This is a genomic window from Kribbella sp. NPDC002412, assembly GCF_053592935.1.
Map to the genome: position 1 here is coordinate 1 of NZ_JBSFBL010000076.1, position 19209 is coordinate 19209.

Here is a 19209-nt window from a genome sequence, read left to right on the forward strand (position 1 = left end):
TGCACCACGGAAGGCTAACCGATCAGAAGCCGGTGTCGAGCCATGGCAGCCGACTGGCGGAAAACGCTTCCGAAACGATCGCGAGCGCTCCCGACGTGTGCTCCAGGACCAGCCCGGCCGCTCCGAGGCGCGCCAGCGACGGCCGGCCGAGGTACACCGCGCCCAGCTCCCGTACGTCGATGGTCAGGTCGGCCGCACGGGTTGTCGGCTCGCAGATCGCCCCACCCGGACCGCCGGCGAGGTGCCAGCGGCCGGCGTTCCACGGCAGGAAGCCGTCGGTGACGGCGAGGACGACGTCGAGATCGCGCGCATACGTCCGCGCGGTGAGCGCACGCCGTACGTCGACCGGCCGGACCCACAGCCCGTCCCGGGTGATCGGTGACGGCGCCCGTGGGTCGAGCAGCAGATCCAGCAGCGGGTCGTCGGACGGCAGCTGGCCGTACCGCGTCTCGCTCAACAGGTCCGGCTCCAGCAAGTAGCGCCAGAGCGCGGCGTGCGAGGCGATGTCCACCGCGTGGACGCGGACGACGTCGACGAAACCCTTCTCGGCACGCCGGGTCTGGTAGTGCGCGTAGCCGGTCACCTCGCCGTCCCGCTCGGCCAGCACACACCTGAGCTTGGAACCGCCCGGGTCGGTTGTGACGTTCGGCCCGGTCGCGTACTCCTGCCAGCGGTCGTCGTGGACGAACATCCCCGGTTGCAGCGGCACCAGCCGGTTGCGCAGCGGTGTCGTGACCGGGAGCGCCTCGCGAGCGTCGACGTACCTGATCCGTACGTCGTCGATGCCGGCCACCGGCCGGAGCTCGCGGGACTGCTTCCGGATCACGATCTCTTGGTGGTCGGAGGCCAAACCGTACCCGAAGCGGCCGTAGATGGCCGGCTCGCTGGCGGTCAGCGCCGCGAGGGGCTCGTTGCCCGCCTCGTAGACGTCGGTGAGCTGCGCGCGCATCAGCTCGCGCAGCACACCACGACGCCGGTGCGTCGGCCGGACGCCGACCAGCGTCACCCCGGCCACCGGTACCTGCGCACCCGGCACGGCCATCAGGTGCGAGAACGTCCCGGTGTGCCCTACCAACTGCTCGCCGTCGACCGCGACGGTGCTGCGCTCGGGCTCCCAAACCCGCCGCTCCAACTCGATCTGAGCCTCGCTCCACGGCGCGGCGAACGCCAGGTCGACGAGCTCCATCAGCTCGTCCCAGTCACCCTTGAACCGCTCGATCTCGATCGCCATACCCCCTGCCTACCAGACGATCCGGACAACGCGCTCACGATTTCCGGACCGGCACCGGAGCGCAGCGGCTCAGAGGGTGATGGACCAGTTGGTGGGGACGGTGGACCCGAACGCAGGAGCCCGGCTACCGGCACGGAATCGCCGGAAGCCCTTTCACAGTTAAGTCTCCGGGGTTAACAGTTAGTTCTGCCAGCCCACCGGAAGCCGTACCGGCCAGGCCCGAAGTTCAGGACGGCGCCATGCGCCTCGTCGTCGACGTCGACCGGCTGGACGACCTCGCCTGCGTCGTCCAACTGCGAGAAGTCGCTGCACACGGCCGGCAGCCGCGCCGAGTCGAAGCCAACTCGAGCAGCTCCACGGCGGCGAGCGAGTCCCGGCGCTCGGGCCGCGAGCGGCCGGAGTACCAGTAACTCAACGTCGCCAGGCTGCCGGACACGCCCTGAGCCAGCAGGCGCTCACGGATCTGCTCGAGCCCCAGCCCACGGGCCTGGATGGCCTCCCGCAACACGTCGGCGAACTCCCGCTCACCCATCCCACACGTCCGGCCGATCCCCCATTGCGGACCCCAAGCGCAGCGCCGGTCTCCGGCCGGAGCTCGAACCCTTGACTGTTGACAGGCCGATTCCGCGCCGGGCCGGGAATTTCCCGGTCTGACGGGAAACCCGGCCCTCCCAGCCTCTGGACTGATGAAAACCGTTTTCATATACTGCCCTCATGACCGCCCATTCGAAAACTTCGTTGTCCCTGCTGGTCGGCCTGTCGACAACCCTTCGCGAACCGGTGCTGGCCGCGATGGTGGACCCCACCACCGTGGCCGTGGTGGTGGACCAGGACGAGCTGCCCGGGCGGGGCGTGCTGTCCTGGCAGGTGCTCGACGCGTCCGGCCCGATCGACTCCGGAGAGTTCACCGTGGGCGACGACTGCGGTGCGTGCCAGCTGATCGAGTCACTGCTGCCGCTGCTCGAGACACTGGTCGCGCGCGAGCACTGGGACCACGTCGTACTGGCCGCTCCCCCGGCGATGGAGGCCCGGCCGCTGGTCGCGGCGCTGGTGGGGACGATGCCGGAGATCGCGGTCGACACGGTGACCTGCGTGGTGGACGCGGTACTGCTGGTCGAGCAGTTGTCCGGCGACGAGCTTCTGGACGAGCGCGGGCTGGCGCTGGGCCCGCCGGACCGGCGGAACGTGGCTGAGCTGACCGCTCGGCAGATCGAGTACGCCGACGTGTGCGTGCTCGCCAACAGCCACCGCAGCTCGGCGCCCGAGCGGCTGCACAACCTGCTGACCCACCTGAACCCCCGTACGACAGTCGTCGCGGCCGATCCGGCCGGTGTGCCAACCGGACCGGTCGCGCGGACCGGCCTGTTCGACTTCCCGGCGGCCGAGGCGTGGGCCGGCGAGCTCGCGTCCTCCGACCGGCTGCAGCCGAGTGGGGACGGCGTGACGACGGTGCTGTGGCGGTCGACCCGGCCGCTGCACCCGGCCCGGCTGAACGACGCGCTCGAGGACATCGTGAACGGCGTCGTACGGAGTCGTGGGGTCGTCTGGCTGGCCAACCGGCCGACGCAGCGCGTGCGGTGGGAGTCCGCCGGCTACAGCGCCTCGCTCGGCACGCTCGGCGAGTGGTCCGAGACCGAGCACCTCGCCGAGTGCTCGGTGGTTGCGACCGGGATGAGTCTGGATCCGGCGCGGTTGCAGGCAGTCCTGGACGCCTGTCTGCTGACCGAGTCCGAGCTGGCCAGCCTGGACTGGCAGGACCTGGACGACCCGTTCGCCGGGGTGCTCTAGCCCAGCAGCGGGAGGCGGTCCGCGTGCGGGCCGAGCATCTCGAGGTCGTCCTCGTCGAGCGGCTCCCGGCCGGTCGCCTTCAGCACGTACGTCGTCGTGTCCCAGCCGATCACGTCCCACGCCTCCGGGCCGAACAGGCCGTCCAGCGTCCGCGCGGTGACCTGCAACCCCTCGGCATCCGGCTCCGGCGCGTCCGGCAGGTCGACGATCAGGTCGAGGTGGTGGACGGTTGCCTCCAGCACCAACGTCGCGACGAAGTCGGTCGCCCGCAGCACGTGCCCCTGCGTCTCGACCCGGCGGCCCTTGTCCGCCAGTCCGGCCTCGGCCGCGCGTACGGCGGCCTCGGACAGCTCCCGCCAGTGCTGCACGAGTTGGCCAGGTCTGCGGTACGCCGACGCGACCGTGCGGACGAAGGCATCGTCGCCCTCCGACCCCGGCGGCGCGTCCAGCCAGTAGGTCACGAAGTCCCGGTCCGGTACGGCGGCGGCCGGGCTGGCGAACGCCACCAGCGCGCGCTCCGCGTCGTACAGGAGATGGACAAGGAGCGGGCCGACCGGCATCCCCTCGCAGCGGGTCCGGCGGGCGAAGTCGGCATCGCTCAAGCCCTGCACGGTCTCCGTCACCAACCCGTACGTCCGGGCCAGCGTCGCGGCCAGCCGCAGCGGCAGTGCTCCTCGCTCGGGCGCCCTCATACAAGCCTCCTCGGTGCGCGGTCCTCTCCGAACCTAACCCGAGAAGGCTCCGGTGTGTTCCTAGGAACGGGCGGTGTCGAGGTGCGCGGCCGCCACGGCCTCCAGGTGCGTGAGGTCGGACGCGACGGTCGCGAACGTGTAGCCCTGGCTCAGCCGCCGCTGCGCGGTCTGCCCGTCCGGCGTGTGGATACCGGCGGCGATACCGGCCTCCTGCGCCGTCCGCGCGATCAGCGCGACCGCCTCCTCGAACGGCTCGTGGACGTCCGGGTCCCCTGGGAACCGCGCCCCGACGGACAGTCCGAGGTCCGACGGACCGACGTACAAACCGTCCAGTCCGGGCGTCTGGCAGATCTCGGCCACGTTCTTCAGACCGTGCGGCGTCTCGATCATCGCCAGTACGACGGTCGCCGCGTCGGCGTCGGCCGGGATCGGACCGACCCGCAGGGCCGACCGCATCGGCCCGTACGACCGCACCCCGGCCGGCGGGTACTTCGCCGCCTGCACGGCCCGCGTGACGTCCTCGGAGCTGTCCACCAGCGGAACGATCACGCCGGCCGCACCAGCGTCCAGCGCCCGCCCGATCGGCGTCGGGTGGTTGGCCTCGACCCGCACCAGCCCGACGGACCCGGTCCCGAGCGACGCACCCGCGTCCACGGCCAGCAACCCGGTCAGCAACCCCTGATACCCGATCAGCCCGTGCTGCCCGTCGAGCACGACGTAGTCGTAGCCCACCCGCGCGATCCGCTCAGTGGCCACGGGCGCGTCCAGCACCACCCAGTACCCGACCAGCTTCTCCCGACCCCGAAGCCGGTCAGCAAAGTCCTTGGAACTCACGTGTTCTCCTCCAACGATTTCCCCAACCCTAAACCGCTCGCGCCGGGCGCTGTGCGAGTATCGCCATCCATGGAACTGCCGTTCACCGTCCTGTCCGCCCCAGGCGACCGGCCGATTGCGATCGACTGGGAGGCTGTCGAGTCCTGGCTCGGGGTCGGTCTGCCACGTGACTACAAGTCGCTCGCTGATGCCTATGGGCCGCTGGACATCGGTGAGTTCATCTGGCTGTCCGTGCCTTGTGTCCAGGACGGCCGGTTCGACTACGGCGACTGGCTGAAGGACACGCATCGGCTCTGCCGGAGCTGGTCTCGTTCGGTACCGCCGTACACGCCGCCGCCGTTCCACCCCGAGCCCGGCGGGCTGCTCGCCTGGGGCCACACGCGCCGATCGACGTACCTGTTCTGGGACACATCGGCTTCGCCGGATCCGGATCAATGGCCCGTCGTCGCCTTCGACGCGGACACCGCCCACGCGGGGAACAATCCCTGGCGGAACCTCGGCCTGCCGCTGCTGCAGATGCTCGACGAAGCCATCCGGACCCAACTGCCACCGACAGCGCGGCGCACGGCCTTCCTGCCGGAACCCGGGCCCTGGACGCCACCGCCTCCGCCTGAACCGGTCGAGCCCTCACGACGGGCCGCTCTCATGGAAGGCACTGGCCTCGACGCGCTGCGGCAACTCGTGCCGCCACCGGCGACGCCGTACCTCGGCAGCGACAGCTGGGAACGGCTCTACGACCGGCTGGGCACACGGCTGCCTTCCGAGTACGTCACGTTGATGGAGACGTACGGAGCCGGCAGCTGGCGGTCCTGGCTGAACTTCGTCACTCCACTGCGCGATCCCGACGCATCACGCGCGAACGGCTATCGCGGTCTGGCCGCCTACGTCGCGGACATCCTCGGCATCTATCGCGAGCTCCGGGCCGCGCATCCGGAGTTCCAGCCGCTGGCGGTCTGGCCCGAGCCGGGTGGTTTCCTGCCGTTCGCCGACTCGATCGACGGTGACGTGTTCGGCTGGCTGACGCTTGGCGACCCCGACGACTGGCCCGTCATCATCTATCCCCGGCACCACGACCAGGGACCACCGCTGCCCGACGGTCTGGTCGACACCCTGCTGGCCTGGCTGCGCGCGCAGCCGGTGTCCCGCGTGTTCGAGCAGCTCGACGAAGCCGACGATCCGCTCGAGTACGCGACCTTCGAGCCGTGGACCGACGAGTCGTACCTGTGACTCAGACCGGCGGGACGCCGTGCCTGCGGGTGCTGAAGTGGCGGTCCTTGGACTGGGCGGCGGCCAGCCGGGCGATCAGGTCGGCGCGGAGGTCCTCCGGCTCGACGATGGCGTCGATGACCAGGTCGGCGGCCAACCGGAGGATGTCGATGTCGGTCTCGTACTCCTCGCGCAGCCGGGACACGTACTCGACCCGCTCGGTCTCGTCGGCGATCTCCTGGATCTTGTTGTAGTACACGGCGTTGATCGCCGCCTCCGGCCCCATCACCGCGATCTTCGCGGTCGGCAGCGCGACACACGCGTCCGGCGAGAACCCGGGTCCACACATCGCGTAGAGCCCCGCGCCGTACGCCTTGCGGACGATCACCGACACCGTGGGCACGGTCGCCTCCGAGACCGCGGTGATCATCTTCGCGCCGTGCCGGATGATCCCGGCCCGCTCGACCTCGCTGCCGATCATGAAGCCGGGCACGTCGCACAGGTACACCAGCGGCACGTTGAACGCGTCGCACAGCCAGATGAACCGCGCGGCCTTGTCCGCCGAGTCGACGAACAGCACGCCGCCCTTCACGGCCGGCTGGTTCGCGACGACCCCGACCACCTGCCCGGCCAGCAGGCCGAACCCGGTGACGAGCTCCGGCGCGTACGACGGCTTGACCTCGAAGAACGTGTCCGCGTCGACCAGCGCGTCGATCACGTCGTGGATGTCGAACCCGACACTCTCCTCGGCCGGCACCAGGTCCCGGGTGAAGTCGCGGGCCGGCGCCGAGGCGTCGTACGACGGCGGCCGCGACTGCCACGAACCGGGCAGGTAGGAGAAGTACTGCTTGGCCAGGTCGATCGCCTCGGCGTCGTCGGCCGCGAGCAGGTCACCGCAGCCGGACACGCTGGTGTGCATCCGGGCGCCGCCCATCTCCTCCAGCGTCACCTTCTCGCCGACCACCATCTCGGCCATCCGCGGCGACCCCAGGTACATCGAGGCGTTGCCGTCGACCATGATCACCAGGTCGCAGAACGCCGGGATGTACGCGCCGCCGGCCGCGGACGGGCCGAACAGGCAGCAGATCTGCGGCACCTTGCCGGACAGCGCCACCTGGTTGTGGAAGATCCGCCCGGCGCCGCGCCGGCCGGGGAACAGCTGCACCTGGTCGGTGATCCGGGCGCCGGCGGAGTCGATCAGCCAGAACACCGGCAGCTCGTCGCGCAGCGCGACCTCGGTGATCCGGACGATCTTCTCCACCGTCCGGGCCCCCCAGGAGCCCGCCTTCACGGTCGGGTCGTTCGCGACGACCAGCGCCGGCCGGCCGTCGACCAGCCCGCGGCCGGTGACCACGCCGTCGGCGGGCAGGCCCGGGTTCAGCGCGTTCGCCAGCTGCGCGTCCTCGACGAAGCTGCCCTCGTCGACGAGCAGGGCGATCCGGTCGCGGACGTAGAGCTTGTTCTGGGAGGCGAGCTTGGCCGCGGCCTTCTCCGGCGGCGCCAGTGTCGCCTCACGGGCGACCTTGACCTCGGTCCAGTGGTCGTGGGTCATACCGTCATCATTCCACCGGAAGCCCGAGGCTCCGGGCGATGAGCATGCGCTGCACTTCCGACGTACCCTCGCCGATCTCGAGGATCTTGGCGTCCCGGTAGAACCGGGTGACCGGGTACTCCTCCATGAAGCCGTAGCCGCCGAACACCTGGGTCGCGATCCGGGTCGCGGTCACCGCGGACTCGGTCGCGTACAACTTCGCCACCGACGCGGCCTGCTTGAAGTCGGCCATCGACGCGCCGGCGTCCTTCAGCGCGGCTGCGCGGTAGACCAGCAGCTCGGCCGCGTCCGCCATCACCTTCAGGTCGGCGATCTGGAACGCGACCCCCTGCTTGCGGCCGATCGGAACCCCGAAGGTCTTGCGCTCACCGGCGTACTGGACCGACATCTCCAGGCAGGCCCGGATGCAGCCGAGGGCGACGGCCGCGATCGCGACCCGCCCGTCGTCGAGGGTCGCCAGGAACTGCGCGAACCCCTTGCCGCGCTCGCCGAGCAGGTTGGCCTCCGGCACCCGGCAGCCGACGAAGGACAGCGGATGCGTGTCGCTCGCGTGCCAGCCGAGCTTGTCGTACGACGCCTCCGCCGTGAATCCCGGTGTCCCCGTCGGGACGATGATTGTGGAGATCTCCGCCTTGCCGTCCGGCTTCGCGCCGGTCCGCGCGGTCACCGTCACGCAGGACGTGATCGTCGAGCCGGAGTTCGTGATGAACTGCTTCGAGCCGTCGATCACCCACTCGCCGCCGTCCAGCACCGCGCGGGTCTTGGTCGCGCCCGCGTCCGACCCGGACTCCGGCTCGGTCAGGCCGAACCCGGCCAGCTTCCGGCCCGCCACCAGGTCGGGCAGCCAGGTCGCCTTCTGCTCCTCGGTGCCGAAGGTGAGGATCGGGTTGATGCCGAGCCCGACCGCCGCCTCCAGGGTGATCCCCATCGACTGGTCGACCCGGGAGATCTCCTCGATCGCCACGCACAGGCTGGTGAAGTCGCCGCCGGAACCGCCGTACTCCTCCGGCGCGGTCAGCCCGAACAGCCCCAGCCGGCCCATCTTCTGCACGACCTCCACCGGGAAGTAGTGCTTGCGGTCCCACTCCGCGGCGTGCGGGGCGATCTCCGCCTCGGCGAAGTCGCGGACGCTGTGCCGGAACTCGCGGTGCTCCTCGGACAGTTCGAACATGACTGGCACTCCCTCGTGCTTGACGCTTACGTAAACGTAAAGCAATCTGGGGTGCGTGCACAATATCCGGGTGCCCGCTCAGACCTGGTCGATCGCCGAACTGGCCGCCGAGTACGACGTCACGCTGCGGACGATCCGGTTCTACGAGGACCGCGGCCTGCTCACCCCCGAGCGCCGCGGCACCGCCCGCGTCTACCACCCCCGCGACCGCGTCCGCCTCGGCCTGATCCTGCGCGGCAAGCGCCTCGGCTTCTCCCTCGACGAGATCGCCACCATCGTCGACATGTACGACGCCGAACCCGGCGAAGAGGGCCAACTCGTCTACCTCCTCGACCAGATCACCACCCGCCGGGCCGACCTCGAACAACGCCGCCACGACATCGAGGAAACCCTCCGCGAACTATCCGAAGTAGAAGCCCGCTGCCACGCCGACCTGGAGGCTCTCCGCTCTCAGCGGGCGTCTTCGTAGATCTTCAGGCGTCCGGCTGGCTGCACAACCTGCGCGCCGACCCGACCCTGGGTCCAGCCGTCGGCGCAGCCTGGGTGTCGATACGGCGGCGGGGCATTCGTGTAGTGGGTGAGAAGCGAGCTACGCGAAGGAGATGGCCGTGGGTGAGATCACCGTTGTGTGCAACGTGACGCTGGACGGCGTCATGCAGGCGCCGGGACTGCCGGACGAGGATCTGCGGGGTGATTTCCCGCACGGGGGCTGGGGCACGCCGTACAGCTCCGACGCGATGGGCCGCGTCCTCGGTCAGCGGGCCGGCCGATCAGGTGGGATGCTGCTCGGCCGTCGTACCTACGAACAGTTCGCCGCCTTCTGGCCGAAGCAACCCGACAACCCCTACACCGAGTCGCTGAACAAGCAACAGAAGTACGTCGTCTCGTCGACCCTGCACAACCCCGACTGGGTCAACTCGCACGTCATCACCGTCGACGACATCCCCCGCCTCAAAGCAGACCAGGACCTCACCGTCCTCGGCAGCGGCGCACTCATCCGCTCCATCCCCCACCTGATCGACCGCTACATCCTGCTGATCCACCCACTGACCCTCGGCACCGGCCAAACCCTCTTCACCGACCACCACACCTTCACCCTCACCCACGCCGAACCCACCACCACCGGCGTAATCATCTGCACCTACAGCTAGACGGCCAGTGCGGTCTGTCGGAGGGCGGTTTGGTAGCGGGTTAGGGCGAGGGTGGCTAGGCGGGGGTCGGGGCCCAGCGGTGGGGTGGCGTGGCGGCCGGCGGCTAGGCGGTGGACTTTGTCGGTGAAGTAGCCGGGGGCGAGGAGGTAGGTGGCTACCGCTACTCGGCCGGGGGTTCGGGCGAGGACGGAGGTCAGGTGTTCGCCGGCGCCGGAGACGTAGCCGACCTCGACGGGGCGGTGCACGCGGCGGGACAACAAGCGGGCTGTTTGCACGCAATCGGTTAGGGCTCGTGGGTCGGAGGAGCCGGCGGCGGCCAGGACCACACGGTCGATTCGGGAGAGGTCGCCGAGGTGGTCAGCCATGATGTCGGCCAGGACGGGGTCGGGGCCGAGGGCGGGGACAGTGTGGACGCGACCGGGGTAGCGGGTCGCTTCGGCGGCGATGTCGACGTGGACGTGGTAGCCGCTGGACAGCAGGAGGGGTACGACGACGGCTTCACCGGCGTCGGCCATGACACGTCGGACCAGACCCGGAAGAGCAGGTACGTCGACGTCGACGAAACCCAACGACATCGGGATGTCCGGGCGTTGACGAGCCATCTCCCGGACGAGCTCGTGCACTACCCGGATGCCGCGCGGGTCCGCCGTACCGTGGGCTGCTGCGATCAGGTCGATCGTCATGACGCCACCCCGGCCGGCTCCACGGCCAGGCGGTAGCCGCGTCGTACCACTGTCCGCACCAACTCCGGCCTGCCGACCGCCGTACGCAGTCTGTTCACCGTGACCTCCACCGCGTGTACGTCCTCTGCACCAGGAAGCACCGCGAGCAACTCCGGTCGCGACACGACATCACCACCGGCCGCGACGAGAGCGGCCAGTACGGCGCGGGGCCCCGGACCGAGTGGCAGAACCACCCCGTCCAGCACCGCGGCGCCACCACGAATCACCAGCTGCCCGAACTCAGTCTCGATCGACCGCGCGTGGTCCTCGGTGAGCCGATCGGTGACGATCCGGATCAATGCGCCGAGCCGGAACCGGTCCGGCACCAACGGCTCCATCCCCAACGTCACAAAGGGCGTGGCCGTGACCGGACCCACGCAGGCGTTCAGCACACGTCCCGTCCGCAGCGACGTGAGCAGAGCGTCGTACTGCCCGGTCAGCGCCGCTGCGTCGAGCATCGCCTGCGCGCCGGGCGCCGACGTGTGGACCACAGCGTCCACAGCGCCCGAGCAGAGCTGGCCGATCATCCGCTCGACGAGCGACGCGTCCGGTGCCGGACCCCAGCGGTACACCTCGAGCCCGCGGACGGACGCCCCAGCTCCCCGCAGCGAATCCTGCAGGCCGGGGTCCGACAGTCCATGCAGTTGTACGACGATCTTCCGCCCCTCGACACCTTGGTCGCGCAGCCACTCCACCACCTCGGCGGTCGTCTCCGACCGGGCGGACCAGTGCTCGACCAGCCCGGCGGCCCGGATCGCGCCGCGGGCCTTCGGGCCGCGGGCGAGGATGCGCGACTGCTCCAGCGTGCCGAGCAGGTCGGCGGCCAGCCCGGCGGTGTCGGCCGCCTCGATCCAGCCGCGGAACCCGACCGCGGTGGTGACGACGACGTCGTCCGGCGGGTTCGCGATCACCCGCCGGGTGGCCTCGATCAGCGCGTGGTCGTCGGCGACCGGCACGATCTGCAGGGTCGGCGCGTGCAGCACCTTCGCGCCGCGGCGCTCGAACGAGGCGATCAGGTCCTCCGCGCGGCGGTGCGCGGTGATCGCGATCGTGCAGCCGCTCAGCGGCCCGGGCTTACTGTTCACCGATGGTCACCAGTACCTGTCCGTCGACGATCTGCACCGGATACACCGGCAGCGACGCCGACGGGTCGTCCAGGCAGACACCGGTCCGGAGGTCGAAGACCTGCTTGAACATCGGCGACGCCACCGTCTGCACGTCACCGCGGTTGCCGACGATGCCGCGCGACATCACGTTCGCACCGCTGAACGGATCCTGGTTGCCGAGGGCAAACACCGACCCGTCGTGAGTCCGGAACAACGCGATCTGCACGCCGCCGACCAACGCGGCGACCCCACGCTCCGGCAGCAGCACGTCGTACTGGCAGACCACGGTCTGGCTCATCGCAGTGATACTCATCGGCGTACCTCCAATCGGGGGCCGGCCAGCAGCACCGGCTCCAGCTGTCCGCGCTCGGCCGGGGTGGCGGGCCGCGGCTGGTTGCGCTCGACCACGTACCGCAGGTCGGCGTCCGGCTGGTCCGGCGCATTCACGAAGGAGACGAACCGGGCCAGCTTGTCGGGGTCGTTCAGGGTGGCGCGCCACTCGTCGACGTAGGAGTCGACGTGCCGGGCCATCGCGGCGTCCAGGTCGCCGGCGATCCCGAGGCTGTCGTTCAGTACGACGTCCTTGACGTGCTCGAGACCGCCTTCGATCTCGCTGATCCAGACCGAGGTCCGCTGCAGCCGATCGCCGGTGCGGATGTAGTACATGAGGAATCGGTCGATCGCCTGGAACAGCTCGTCGTCGCTCAGGTCGGAGGCGAGCAGCTCGGCGTGCCGCGGGGTCATGCCGCCGTTGCCGCCGACGTACAGGTTCCAGCCCTTCTCGGTCGCGATCACGCCGACGTCCTTGCCGCGCGCCTCGGCGCACTCGCGGGCGCAGCCGGAGACGCCGAGCTTGAGCTTGTGCGGCGACCGCAGCCCGCGGTACCGCAGCTCGAGCGCGATCGCCATCCCGACCGAGTCCTGGACGCCGTACCGGCACCAGGTCGAGCCGACGCACGACTTCACCGTGCGCAGCGCCTTGCCGTAGGCGTGCCCGGACTCGAAGCCGGCGTCGACCAGCCGCTTCCAGATCGCCGGCAGCTGCTCGATCCGGGCGCCGAACAGGTCGACCCGCTGGCCGCCGGTGATCTTGGTGTAGAGGCCGAAGTCGCGGGCCACCTCGCCGATCGTGATCAGGCCCTCGGGGGTGATCTCGCCACCCGGGACCCGCGGAACGACGGAGTACGTGCCGTCCTTCTGCATGTTGGCCATCACGTGGTCGTTGGTGTCCTGCAGCGTCGCGCGCTCGCCTTCGAGCACGTGCCCCGCGGGGTCCAGGCTGGCCAGGATCGACGCGACCACCGGCTTGCAGATGTCGCAGCCGCGACCGGTGCCATGCCGCTCGACGATCTCGCTGAACGTGCGCAGCTCGGTGATCCGGACCACGTCGAACAGCTCGGCGCGGGACAGCGCGAAGTGCTCGCACAGCGCCTTGCTGACCTCGACACCGGCCTTGGCCAGCTCGGTGTTCATCAGGTTCTTCACGATCGGCAGACACGATCCGCACGACGTGCCGGCCTTGGTCTTGCCGCACACCGACTTGATGTCGCCGCAGCCCTCGTCGCGTACGGCGCAGCGGATCGTGCCGGCCGAGACGTTGTTGCAGGAGCAGACCGGCGCGTCGTCGGGCAGCTCGAGCTTGACCGGACCGGCGCCCTCGGGCAGCAGGAACGCGGCCGGGTCGGCGCCGAGCTCGCGGCCGACCATCGGCCGGAGTCCGGAGTACGCCGATGCGTCGCCGACCAGGATGCCGCCGAGCAGGGTCCGCGCGTCGTCGGACAGCACCAGCTTCTTGTAGACACCGGCGATCGGGTCGGCGTAGACGATGTCGAGGGCGCCTTCCGACGTACCGAACGCGTCGCCGAAGCTGGCCACGTCGACACCGAGCAGCTTCAGCTTCGTCGAGGTGTCCGCACCCGGGAACGTCGCCTCGCCGCCGAGCAGCCGGTCGGCGACGATCTCGGCCATCGTGTAACCGGGGGCGACCAGGCCCCAGACCCGGCCCTCGATGCACGCGACCTCACCGATCGCCCAGACCCCCGGCACCGATGTCCGGCAGGCCTCGTCGACGATCACGCCGCCGCGCTCGCCGACGGCCAGACCGGCCTCCCGGGCCAGCTCGTCGCGCGGCCGGACACCGGTCGCGAACACCACCACGTCGGCCGGCAGATCGGGGCCGTCGGCAAGCGCCATCGCACGAGCCGCGCCCTGCGAGGTGAGCTTGACCCGGGTGCACTGCGTCGACACCATCACGTCGACGTCCAGTCCCTCGATCAACCGCGCCAGCGCGGCACCGCCGCCCTCGTCCACCTGCAGCGGCATCAGCCGCGGCGCGAACTCGACCACCTTGGTCGCCGCGCCGAGGGCTCGGAGCGCACCAGCTGCCTCGAGACCGAGCAGACCACCGCCGACCACGACACCGTGGACGTCCTTGCCCTCGCTCTTCAGCCGCTCGACGTACACCCGCAGCGCGGCGACGTCGTCGATGGTGCGGTAGACGAAGCAGCCCTGCGCGTCGTTGTTCTTCACCGGCGGCACGAAGGCCGACGAGCCTGTCGCCAGGACCAGTTCGTCGTACCCGATCTTCTCGCCGCGCGCGGTCGTCACCGTCTTGGCCGTGCTGTCGAACGACGTGACCTGAACGCCCTTGCGCAGTGTCACCGCCGGGTCGTCCCAGAGCTCCGGGTCACCCAGCGACAGGTCGTGCGGGTCGCGGCCGGAGAAGTAGCTGGTCAGCGCGACCCGGTCGTAAGGCAGCCGCGGCTCCTCGGCCAGCACCGTGATCCGCCACTGGATCTCCGGGTCACGGGAACGCAGCGCCTCGACCAACCGGTGAGCGACCATTCCTCCGCCCACCACCACTACGTGCCGGGCCTTGTTCAGCTCTGTCATCGTCGCCCTCCTGGTTGGTACGGGTTCGGTCTCGCCGCGGCGGAAGCGGTCGAGCAGATCGCCGACGGCGCCGGTGCAGCTGCCGCACCCGGTCGTCGCCCGCGTCTTCGCGGCGATGCCGGCGACACTGTCGGCACCTCCACGCCAAGCCGCCTCGATCGCGGCCCTGGTGACCCCGTTGCACCTGCAGACGGTGGCCACCTTCTTCGTCGGTACGTCGGGAGCCGCCAGCAGCCCCTCGGCCGCGACCGGTGTGCCCCGGTCGGCCAGCAGCACGAGCTCGGCGGCCACCTCCGGAGCGCCGACCGCGACTGCCGAGCGGACGACGCCGTCCCGCAGTACGGCGCGGACGTACCGCTCACCGTCCTCGAGCCGAACCACCTCCCCGTCGTCCTCTTTGTTGCCGAGGACAAGCAGATCCAGGCCGCCCGCGGTGAGGCGGACCACCTCGACGTCGGGTACGTCGTACTCCGCGCCGGCCAGGTGCTGCGCGAGCGCCTCGGCCTGCGCCCACGCGGACGCGACCGTGCCGGTGACCAGGCCGTCGATCTCGGCGCAGTCGCCGATCGCGTGCACTCGTGGGTCGTCCGGGCTCGTGAACGTCCGGTCGACGACGATGCCGGTCCGGACCGTCAACCCGGTCGCGAGGTTGGCGCGCGGCTGCACTCCACAGGCGACGACCAGCAAGTCGCCGAATACCTGCCGGCCACCGCGCAACCGCAGCGCACGGAACCGCTCGTCGCGCAGGTCGGTGCCTTCGAGGTTCGTGTTGAGCAGCACCTCGACACCGAGCTCACGCACCGCCCGGGTGACCCGCCGACCGGCAGTGAGCCGGATCGTCTTGTCCAGCAGGGTTTCCCCGTCGTGCACGAGCGTCACGGCGACGCCGCGTTCGCGTAGCGCACAGGCGGTCTCGACGCCGAGCACACCACCACCGAGCACGACAGCACGCCGTACCCGGGAGGCCTGCTCCACGATCGCTCGTGCGTCGGCCGCGGACCGGAGCGTGTGCACCCCGGCCGCATCCGGAATCCCCTTGGGCACAACGGGTGTTGCGCCGGTCGCGAACACGAGCCGGTCGTAGGACCACTCGCGACCATCGGTGTCCGTGACCACCCGCCGCGAGCGGTCCACCCGGGCCGCGGTCGTCACCGCTTCCGAACCGACCGCGGGCTCGGTTGCGCGACCGGCGACGTACTCGGTCAGCCGGCCGCGGTTGTAGGACCCCTCGTCGCCGAGGACGGTCACGTCGTACGACGGAAGCAGCGCGGCCAGCCGCCGGCCGGCCATGCCACCTCCGATGATCACCACTTTGTCGTTCATGCCGGAACTCCAGTCGCCGGGAGGCTGGCGGCTGTGACTTCGACGGCACAGGCCTTGAACTCGGGCATCCGGGACACCGGGTCGAGCGCGTCGTTGGTGAGCTCGTTGACCGCGCCGGCTCCGCCGTAGTGGAACGGCACGAAGACCGTGTCCGGACGGACGTCGGTGGTCACCCGGGCCAGGAGGACCATGGCGCCGCGGGTGGTGCGCAGCTGGATCGGGCGCCCGTCGGAAACACCCAGCTGCGCCGCCACCCGCGGGTGGATCTCGGCGAAGACTTCCGGCTCGGCCTCGGCCAACTCCGGGACCCGCCGCGTCTGCGCGCCGCTCTGGTAGTGCTGCAGCAGCCGACCGGTGACCAGGTACATCGGCGCCGCGGCGTTCAGGTCGTCCGCGACCGGCCGGTGGTCGACCGGGACCACGTGCGCGCGGCCGTCCGGCGTACTGAAGGAGTCCGCGAACAGCCTCGGCGTACCCGGGTGGCCTTCGGCGGGCACCGGCCAGAACAGCGCTTCGCCTGCGTCGATCCGGTCCCAGGTGATGCCGGAGTAGTCGGCCTTGCCACCCTTGCTGGCGAGCCGGAGCTCCTCGAAGATCTCCGCCGGATCCGTCGAGAACGGAATGCTGTCCAGGCGTTCGGCAAGACCGGCGAAGACCGCCAAGTCGCTGCGCACCTCACCGGGCGGGGCGATGGCGGCACGACGCCGGATCACCCGGCCCTCGAGCGAGGTCATCGTGCCCTCTTCCTCTGCCCACTGCGTGACTGGGAAGACGACATCCGCCAGAAGAGCCGTCTCGGACGGGACGACGTCGGCCACCACCAGCAGGTCGAGAGCTGCCAACCGCTCACGCACTGAGGCCAGGCGCGGCGCGGACACCAGCAAGTTGCTGCCGTGCACCAGCAGCGCCTTGGGACCGCCCGTCGTACCGAGCGAGTTGATGAGCTCGACAGCGCTCTTCCCCGGACCAGGCAGGCTGTCCGGGTCCACGCCCCAGACACCGGCCACATGCGCGCGGGCTGCGGGGTCGGCGATGCTCCGGTAGCCGGGCAGCTGGTCGGCCTTCTGGCCGTGCTCGCGACCGCCCTGGCCGTTGCCCTGTCCGGTGATGCAGCCGTAGCCGCTGCCGAGCCGGCCAGGCAGTCCGAGCGCCAGTGCGAGGTTGATGCAGGCCGTGACCGTGTCAGTGCCCTTGCTGTGCTGCTCTGCGCCGCGCCCGGTCAGGATGAACGCTCCGGCGCCCCCGTGCACGGGTGCCGCGGCCGCCAGTGCCCGCGCTGCCCGCCGGATCGTCGTGGCCGGCACACCGGTCACGCGTTCCGCCCGCTCGGGCCACCAGGAGGCTGTCGAACGGAACAGCGCCTCCGGGTCGTCGGTGCGCTCGGTCAGGTACGCCGTGTCGGCCAGACCCTCCTGCAGTACGACGTGAGTCAGCGCCAGCACCAGCGCCAGGTCGGTCCCGGGGGTCGCCTGGAGGTGGATGCCGGCGCCGTCCTCGGTCAGCGAAGCAGTCGCCGTACGGCGCGGGTCGACGACCAGAAGCCCACCCGACCCGCGGACACCCTCGAGGTGCGAGACCGCGGGAGGCATCGTCTCGGCGATGTTGCTGCCGACCAGCAGGACGGCGCCGGCACCGGCCAGGTCGGCCAGCGGGAACGGCAGCCCGCGGTCGATCCCGAAGGCGCGGTTCGTCGCGGCCGCCGCGGACGACATGCAGAACCGGCCGTTGTAGTCCACGTTCGCGGTCTTCAGCGCCACCCGGGCGAACTTGCCCAGCGCGTACGCCTTCTCGTTGGTCAGTCCCCCACCGCCGAAGACCGCGACGGCGTCGTTGCCGTGCTCTGCCTGCAGCGAACGGATCCGGTCGGCGACGAAGTCCAGCGCCTCGTCCCAGCTCACCGGCGCCAGGTTGCCGGCCGCGTCCCGCACCAGCGGAGTGGTGAGCCGGTCAGGGACGGTCAGCACCTCGGGAGCCGTCCAGCCCTTGCGGCACAACCCGCCCTTGTTCGTCGGGAAGTCCCGCGGCTGCACCTCCATCGCACCCGGCCGAGCAGCCGGGTGCAGGGAGGTGGCGCACTGCAGCGCGCAGTACGGACAGTGGGTTGGAACAGCCGTCACACGCGCTCCCGGCTGAGCGGGCCACCCTTGCGGAGGTAGCAGAAGTACGTCACGGCCAGGCAGACCACGTAGAAGGCGCAGAAGGCGTACAGCGCCGGGATCAGCGAGCCGTAGCTGCTCGTCGACATCGCGAACCCGCGCGGGACCAGGAAGCCGCCGTACGCGCCGACCGCGGAGGCGATCCCGATGCAGGCCGCCGCCTCGCGCTTGGCCCGGCCCGGGTCGTCCGGGGTGGTCAGCCGGAACACCGCCGGGATCATCCGGTACGTCGACCCGTTGCCGGCGCCACTGGCGACGAACAGGACCAGGAAGCTGATCAGGAACGCCGGGAAGCTGCCCGCGTTCAGCGACACGATCGCCGACAGGATGCCCAGGCCCATCACCACGAAGGCGCAGACCGTCACCCAGGCGCCGCCGAGCTTGTCCGAGAGCTTGCCGCCGAACGGGCGGGAGATCGAGCCGACCAGGGCGCCGAGGAAGGCGACGTGGGACAGCGTGATGTCCGGGAAGGTGGTCTTGATCAGCAGCGGGAAGGCCGCGCCGAACCCGATGAACGAGCCGAAGGTGCCGATGTAGAGGAACGAGATGATCCAGGTGTGCGGCCGCTTCGCCGCCGCGATCGAGGTCCGGAACGACGAGTTCGCGACCGACAGGTTGGCCATCACCTTCCAGGCCAGGAACGCGGCCAGCAGGATCAGCGGGATCCACATCAGGCCGGCCCGGTTCAGCGTCAGGCCGGCGCCGAGCACGACCACCACCGGCACCACCAGCTGGACCACGGCGACGCCGAGGTTGCCGCCGGCCGCGTTGATGCCGAGCGCGAAGCCCTTCTCCTTCTCCGGGTAGAAGAACGAGATGTTCGTCATACTGCTGGCGAAGTTGCCGCCGCCGACACCCGCGGTGGCCGCGACCAGCGCCATCAGCCAGAACGGCGTGTCCGGCTGGGTCATGAAGTACGACAACCCGATCGTCGGGATCAGCAGCAGCAGCGCGGACACGATGGTCCAGTTCCGGCCGCCGAACCGCGGTACGGCGAACGTGTACGGCAGCCGCAGCGTCGCGCCGACCAGGCTGGGCAGCGCGACCAGCCAGAACAGCTGGTTGGTGGAGTAGCCGAACCCCGCCCTCGGCATGGAGACGACGACGATGCTCCACAGCTGCCAGACGGAGAAGCCGAGGAACTCGGCGAAGATCGACGGCCACAGGTTGCGCCGCGCGACCGCACGGCCCTTCTCGGCCCAGAACGTGGTGTCCTCAGGGTCCCAGACATCGATCCAGCGGCCGCGCCGCGGCGCCTCGACCGTCCCGACCGCACCGCTTCCGTCGCGGGTGGTGACGGCTTCAGGTCGTGCCTCGAGCGTCATCGCAAGTCTCCGATCATCCGACCTCACTTAGTAGGCCAGGACGCTATGACCGGGGTGTTT

At 70.3% G+C, this 19209-nt stretch carries 16 protein-coding genes; 5 read left to right on the forward strand and 11 right to left on the reverse strand.

The window, feature by feature from the left end; genetic code table 11:
• Positions 1–22 precede the first annotated feature (22 nt).
• Positions 23–1231: a GNAT family N-acetyltransferase gene (locus tag ACWCOV_RS37430; RefSeq protein WP_449834114.1), complete on the reverse strand. Its 1209-nt coding sequence runs from the start codon at positions 1229–1231 to the stop codon at positions 23–25.
• 239 nt (positions 1232–1470) lie between these two features.
• On the opposite strand from ACWCOV_RS37430, the gene ACWCOV_RS37435 reads away from it, so the two are divergent.
• Positions 1471–1641: a hypothetical protein gene (locus ACWCOV_RS37435; protein ID WP_449834115.1), complete on the forward strand. Its 171-nt coding sequence runs from the start codon at positions 1471–1473 to the stop codon at positions 1639–1641.
• A gap of 304 nt (positions 1642–1945) precedes the next feature.
• On the forward strand, positions 1946–3019 hold the full coding sequence (locus ACWCOV_RS37440; protein WP_449834116.1) for a CobW family GTP-binding protein: 1074 nt from the start codon (positions 1946–1948) through the stop codon (positions 3017–3019).
• Here the strand turns inward: ACWCOV_RS37440 and ACWCOV_RS37445 are convergent.
• Positions 3016–3711 (reverse strand): maleylpyruvate isomerase N-terminal domain-containing protein, encoded by a 696-nt coding sequence (locus ACWCOV_RS37445; protein WP_449834117.1) that lies wholly within the window; start codon positions 3709–3711, stop codon positions 3016–3018. The genes ACWCOV_RS37440 and ACWCOV_RS37445 overlap by 4 nt on opposite strands.
• A 60-nt stretch (positions 3712–3771) precedes the next feature.
• Positions 3772–4545, reverse strand: a complete 774-nt coding sequence (locus tag ACWCOV_RS37450) for an HpcH/HpaI aldolase family protein (protein WP_449834118.1) — start codon at positions 4543–4545, stop codon at positions 3772–3774.
• Positions 4546–4614: 69 nt separating this feature from the next.
• Here ACWCOV_RS37450 and ACWCOV_RS37455 point away from each other — a divergent pair, with 69 nt between their 5' ends.
• Positions 4615–5772 carry an SMI1/KNR4 family protein gene (locus tag ACWCOV_RS37455; RefSeq protein ID WP_449834119.1) on the forward strand — a complete coding sequence of 386 codons (1158 nt, stop codon included), beginning with the start codon at positions 4615–4617 and terminating at the stop codon, positions 5770–5772.
• A 1-nt stretch (position 5773) separates the two neighbouring features.
• On the opposite strand, the gene ACWCOV_RS37460 is transcribed toward ACWCOV_RS37455, so the two are convergent.
• Together ACWCOV_RS37460 and ACWCOV_RS37465 are read right to left on the reverse strand one after the other, a co-directional pair.
• Positions 5774–7303: an acyl-CoA carboxylase subunit beta gene (locus ACWCOV_RS37460; protein ID WP_449834120.1), complete on the reverse strand. Its 1530-nt coding sequence runs from the start codon at positions 7301–7303 to the stop codon at positions 5774–5776.
• Positions 7304–7310: 7 nt separating this feature from the next.
• On the reverse strand, positions 7311–8474 hold the full coding sequence (locus ACWCOV_RS37465; RefSeq protein ID WP_449834121.1) for an acyl-CoA dehydrogenase family protein: 1164 nt from the start codon (positions 8472–8474) through the stop codon (positions 7311–7313).
• Positions 8475–8544: 70 nt separating this feature from the next.
• Here ACWCOV_RS37465 and ACWCOV_RS37470 point away from each other — a divergent pair, with 70 nt between their 5' ends.
• Together ACWCOV_RS37470 and ACWCOV_RS37475 are read left to right on the forward strand one after the other, a co-directional pair.
• Entirely contained in the window at positions 8545–8943 is a 399-nt protein-coding gene (locus ACWCOV_RS37470; protein WP_449834122.1) for a MerR family transcriptional regulator, read from the forward strand.
• A gap of 139 nt (positions 8944–9082) precedes the next feature.
• Positions 9083–9625: a dihydrofolate reductase family protein gene (locus ACWCOV_RS37475; RefSeq protein WP_449834123.1), complete on the forward strand. Its 543-nt coding sequence runs from the start codon at positions 9083–9085 to the stop codon at positions 9623–9625.
• On the opposite strand, the gene ACWCOV_RS37480 is transcribed toward ACWCOV_RS37475, so the two are convergent.
• Genes ACWCOV_RS37480 through ACWCOV_RS37505 form a run of 6 tightly spaced genes read right to left on the reverse strand, consistent with a single transcriptional unit; the run spans position 9622 to position 19149 of the window.
• Positions 9622–10308, reverse strand: coding sequence for a sirohydrochlorin chelatase (locus ACWCOV_RS37480; RefSeq protein WP_449834124.1), 687 nt, complete (start codon positions 10306–10308; stop codon positions 9622–9624). The two genes, ACWCOV_RS37475 and ACWCOV_RS37480, sit on opposite strands and share 4 nt — an antisense overlap.
• Complete coding sequence (locus tag ACWCOV_RS37485) at positions 10305–11432, reverse strand: uroporphyrinogen-III synthase (protein ID WP_449834125.1); 1128 nt, start codon at positions 11430–11432, stop codon at positions 10305–10307. Before ACWCOV_RS37485 ends, ACWCOV_RS37480 begins: the two co-directional genes overlap by 4 nt.
• Entirely contained in the window at positions 11422–11766 is a 345-nt protein-coding gene (gene nirD, locus ACWCOV_RS37490) for a nitrite reductase small subunit NirD (RefSeq protein ID WP_449834126.1), read from the reverse strand. Before nirD ends, ACWCOV_RS37485 begins: the two co-directional genes overlap by 11 nt.
• Positions 11763–15668 (reverse strand): nitrite reductase large subunit NirB, encoded by a 3906-nt coding sequence (gene nirB / locus ACWCOV_RS37495; protein ID WP_449834127.1) that lies wholly within the window; start codon positions 15666–15668, stop codon positions 11763–11765. Before nirB ends, nirD begins: the two co-directional genes overlap by 4 nt.
• Positions 15665–17785, reverse strand: a complete 2121-nt coding sequence (locus ACWCOV_RS37500; protein WP_449834128.1) for a molybdopterin oxidoreductase family protein — start codon at positions 17783–17785, stop codon at positions 15665–15667. Before ACWCOV_RS37500 ends, nirB begins: the two co-directional genes overlap by 4 nt.
• Positions 17782–19149, reverse strand: a complete 1368-nt coding sequence (locus ACWCOV_RS37505; protein WP_449834129.1) for an MFS transporter — start codon at positions 19147–19149, stop codon at positions 17782–17784. Before ACWCOV_RS37505 ends, ACWCOV_RS37500 begins: the two co-directional genes overlap by 4 nt.
• Positions 19150–19209 lie beyond the last annotated feature (60 nt).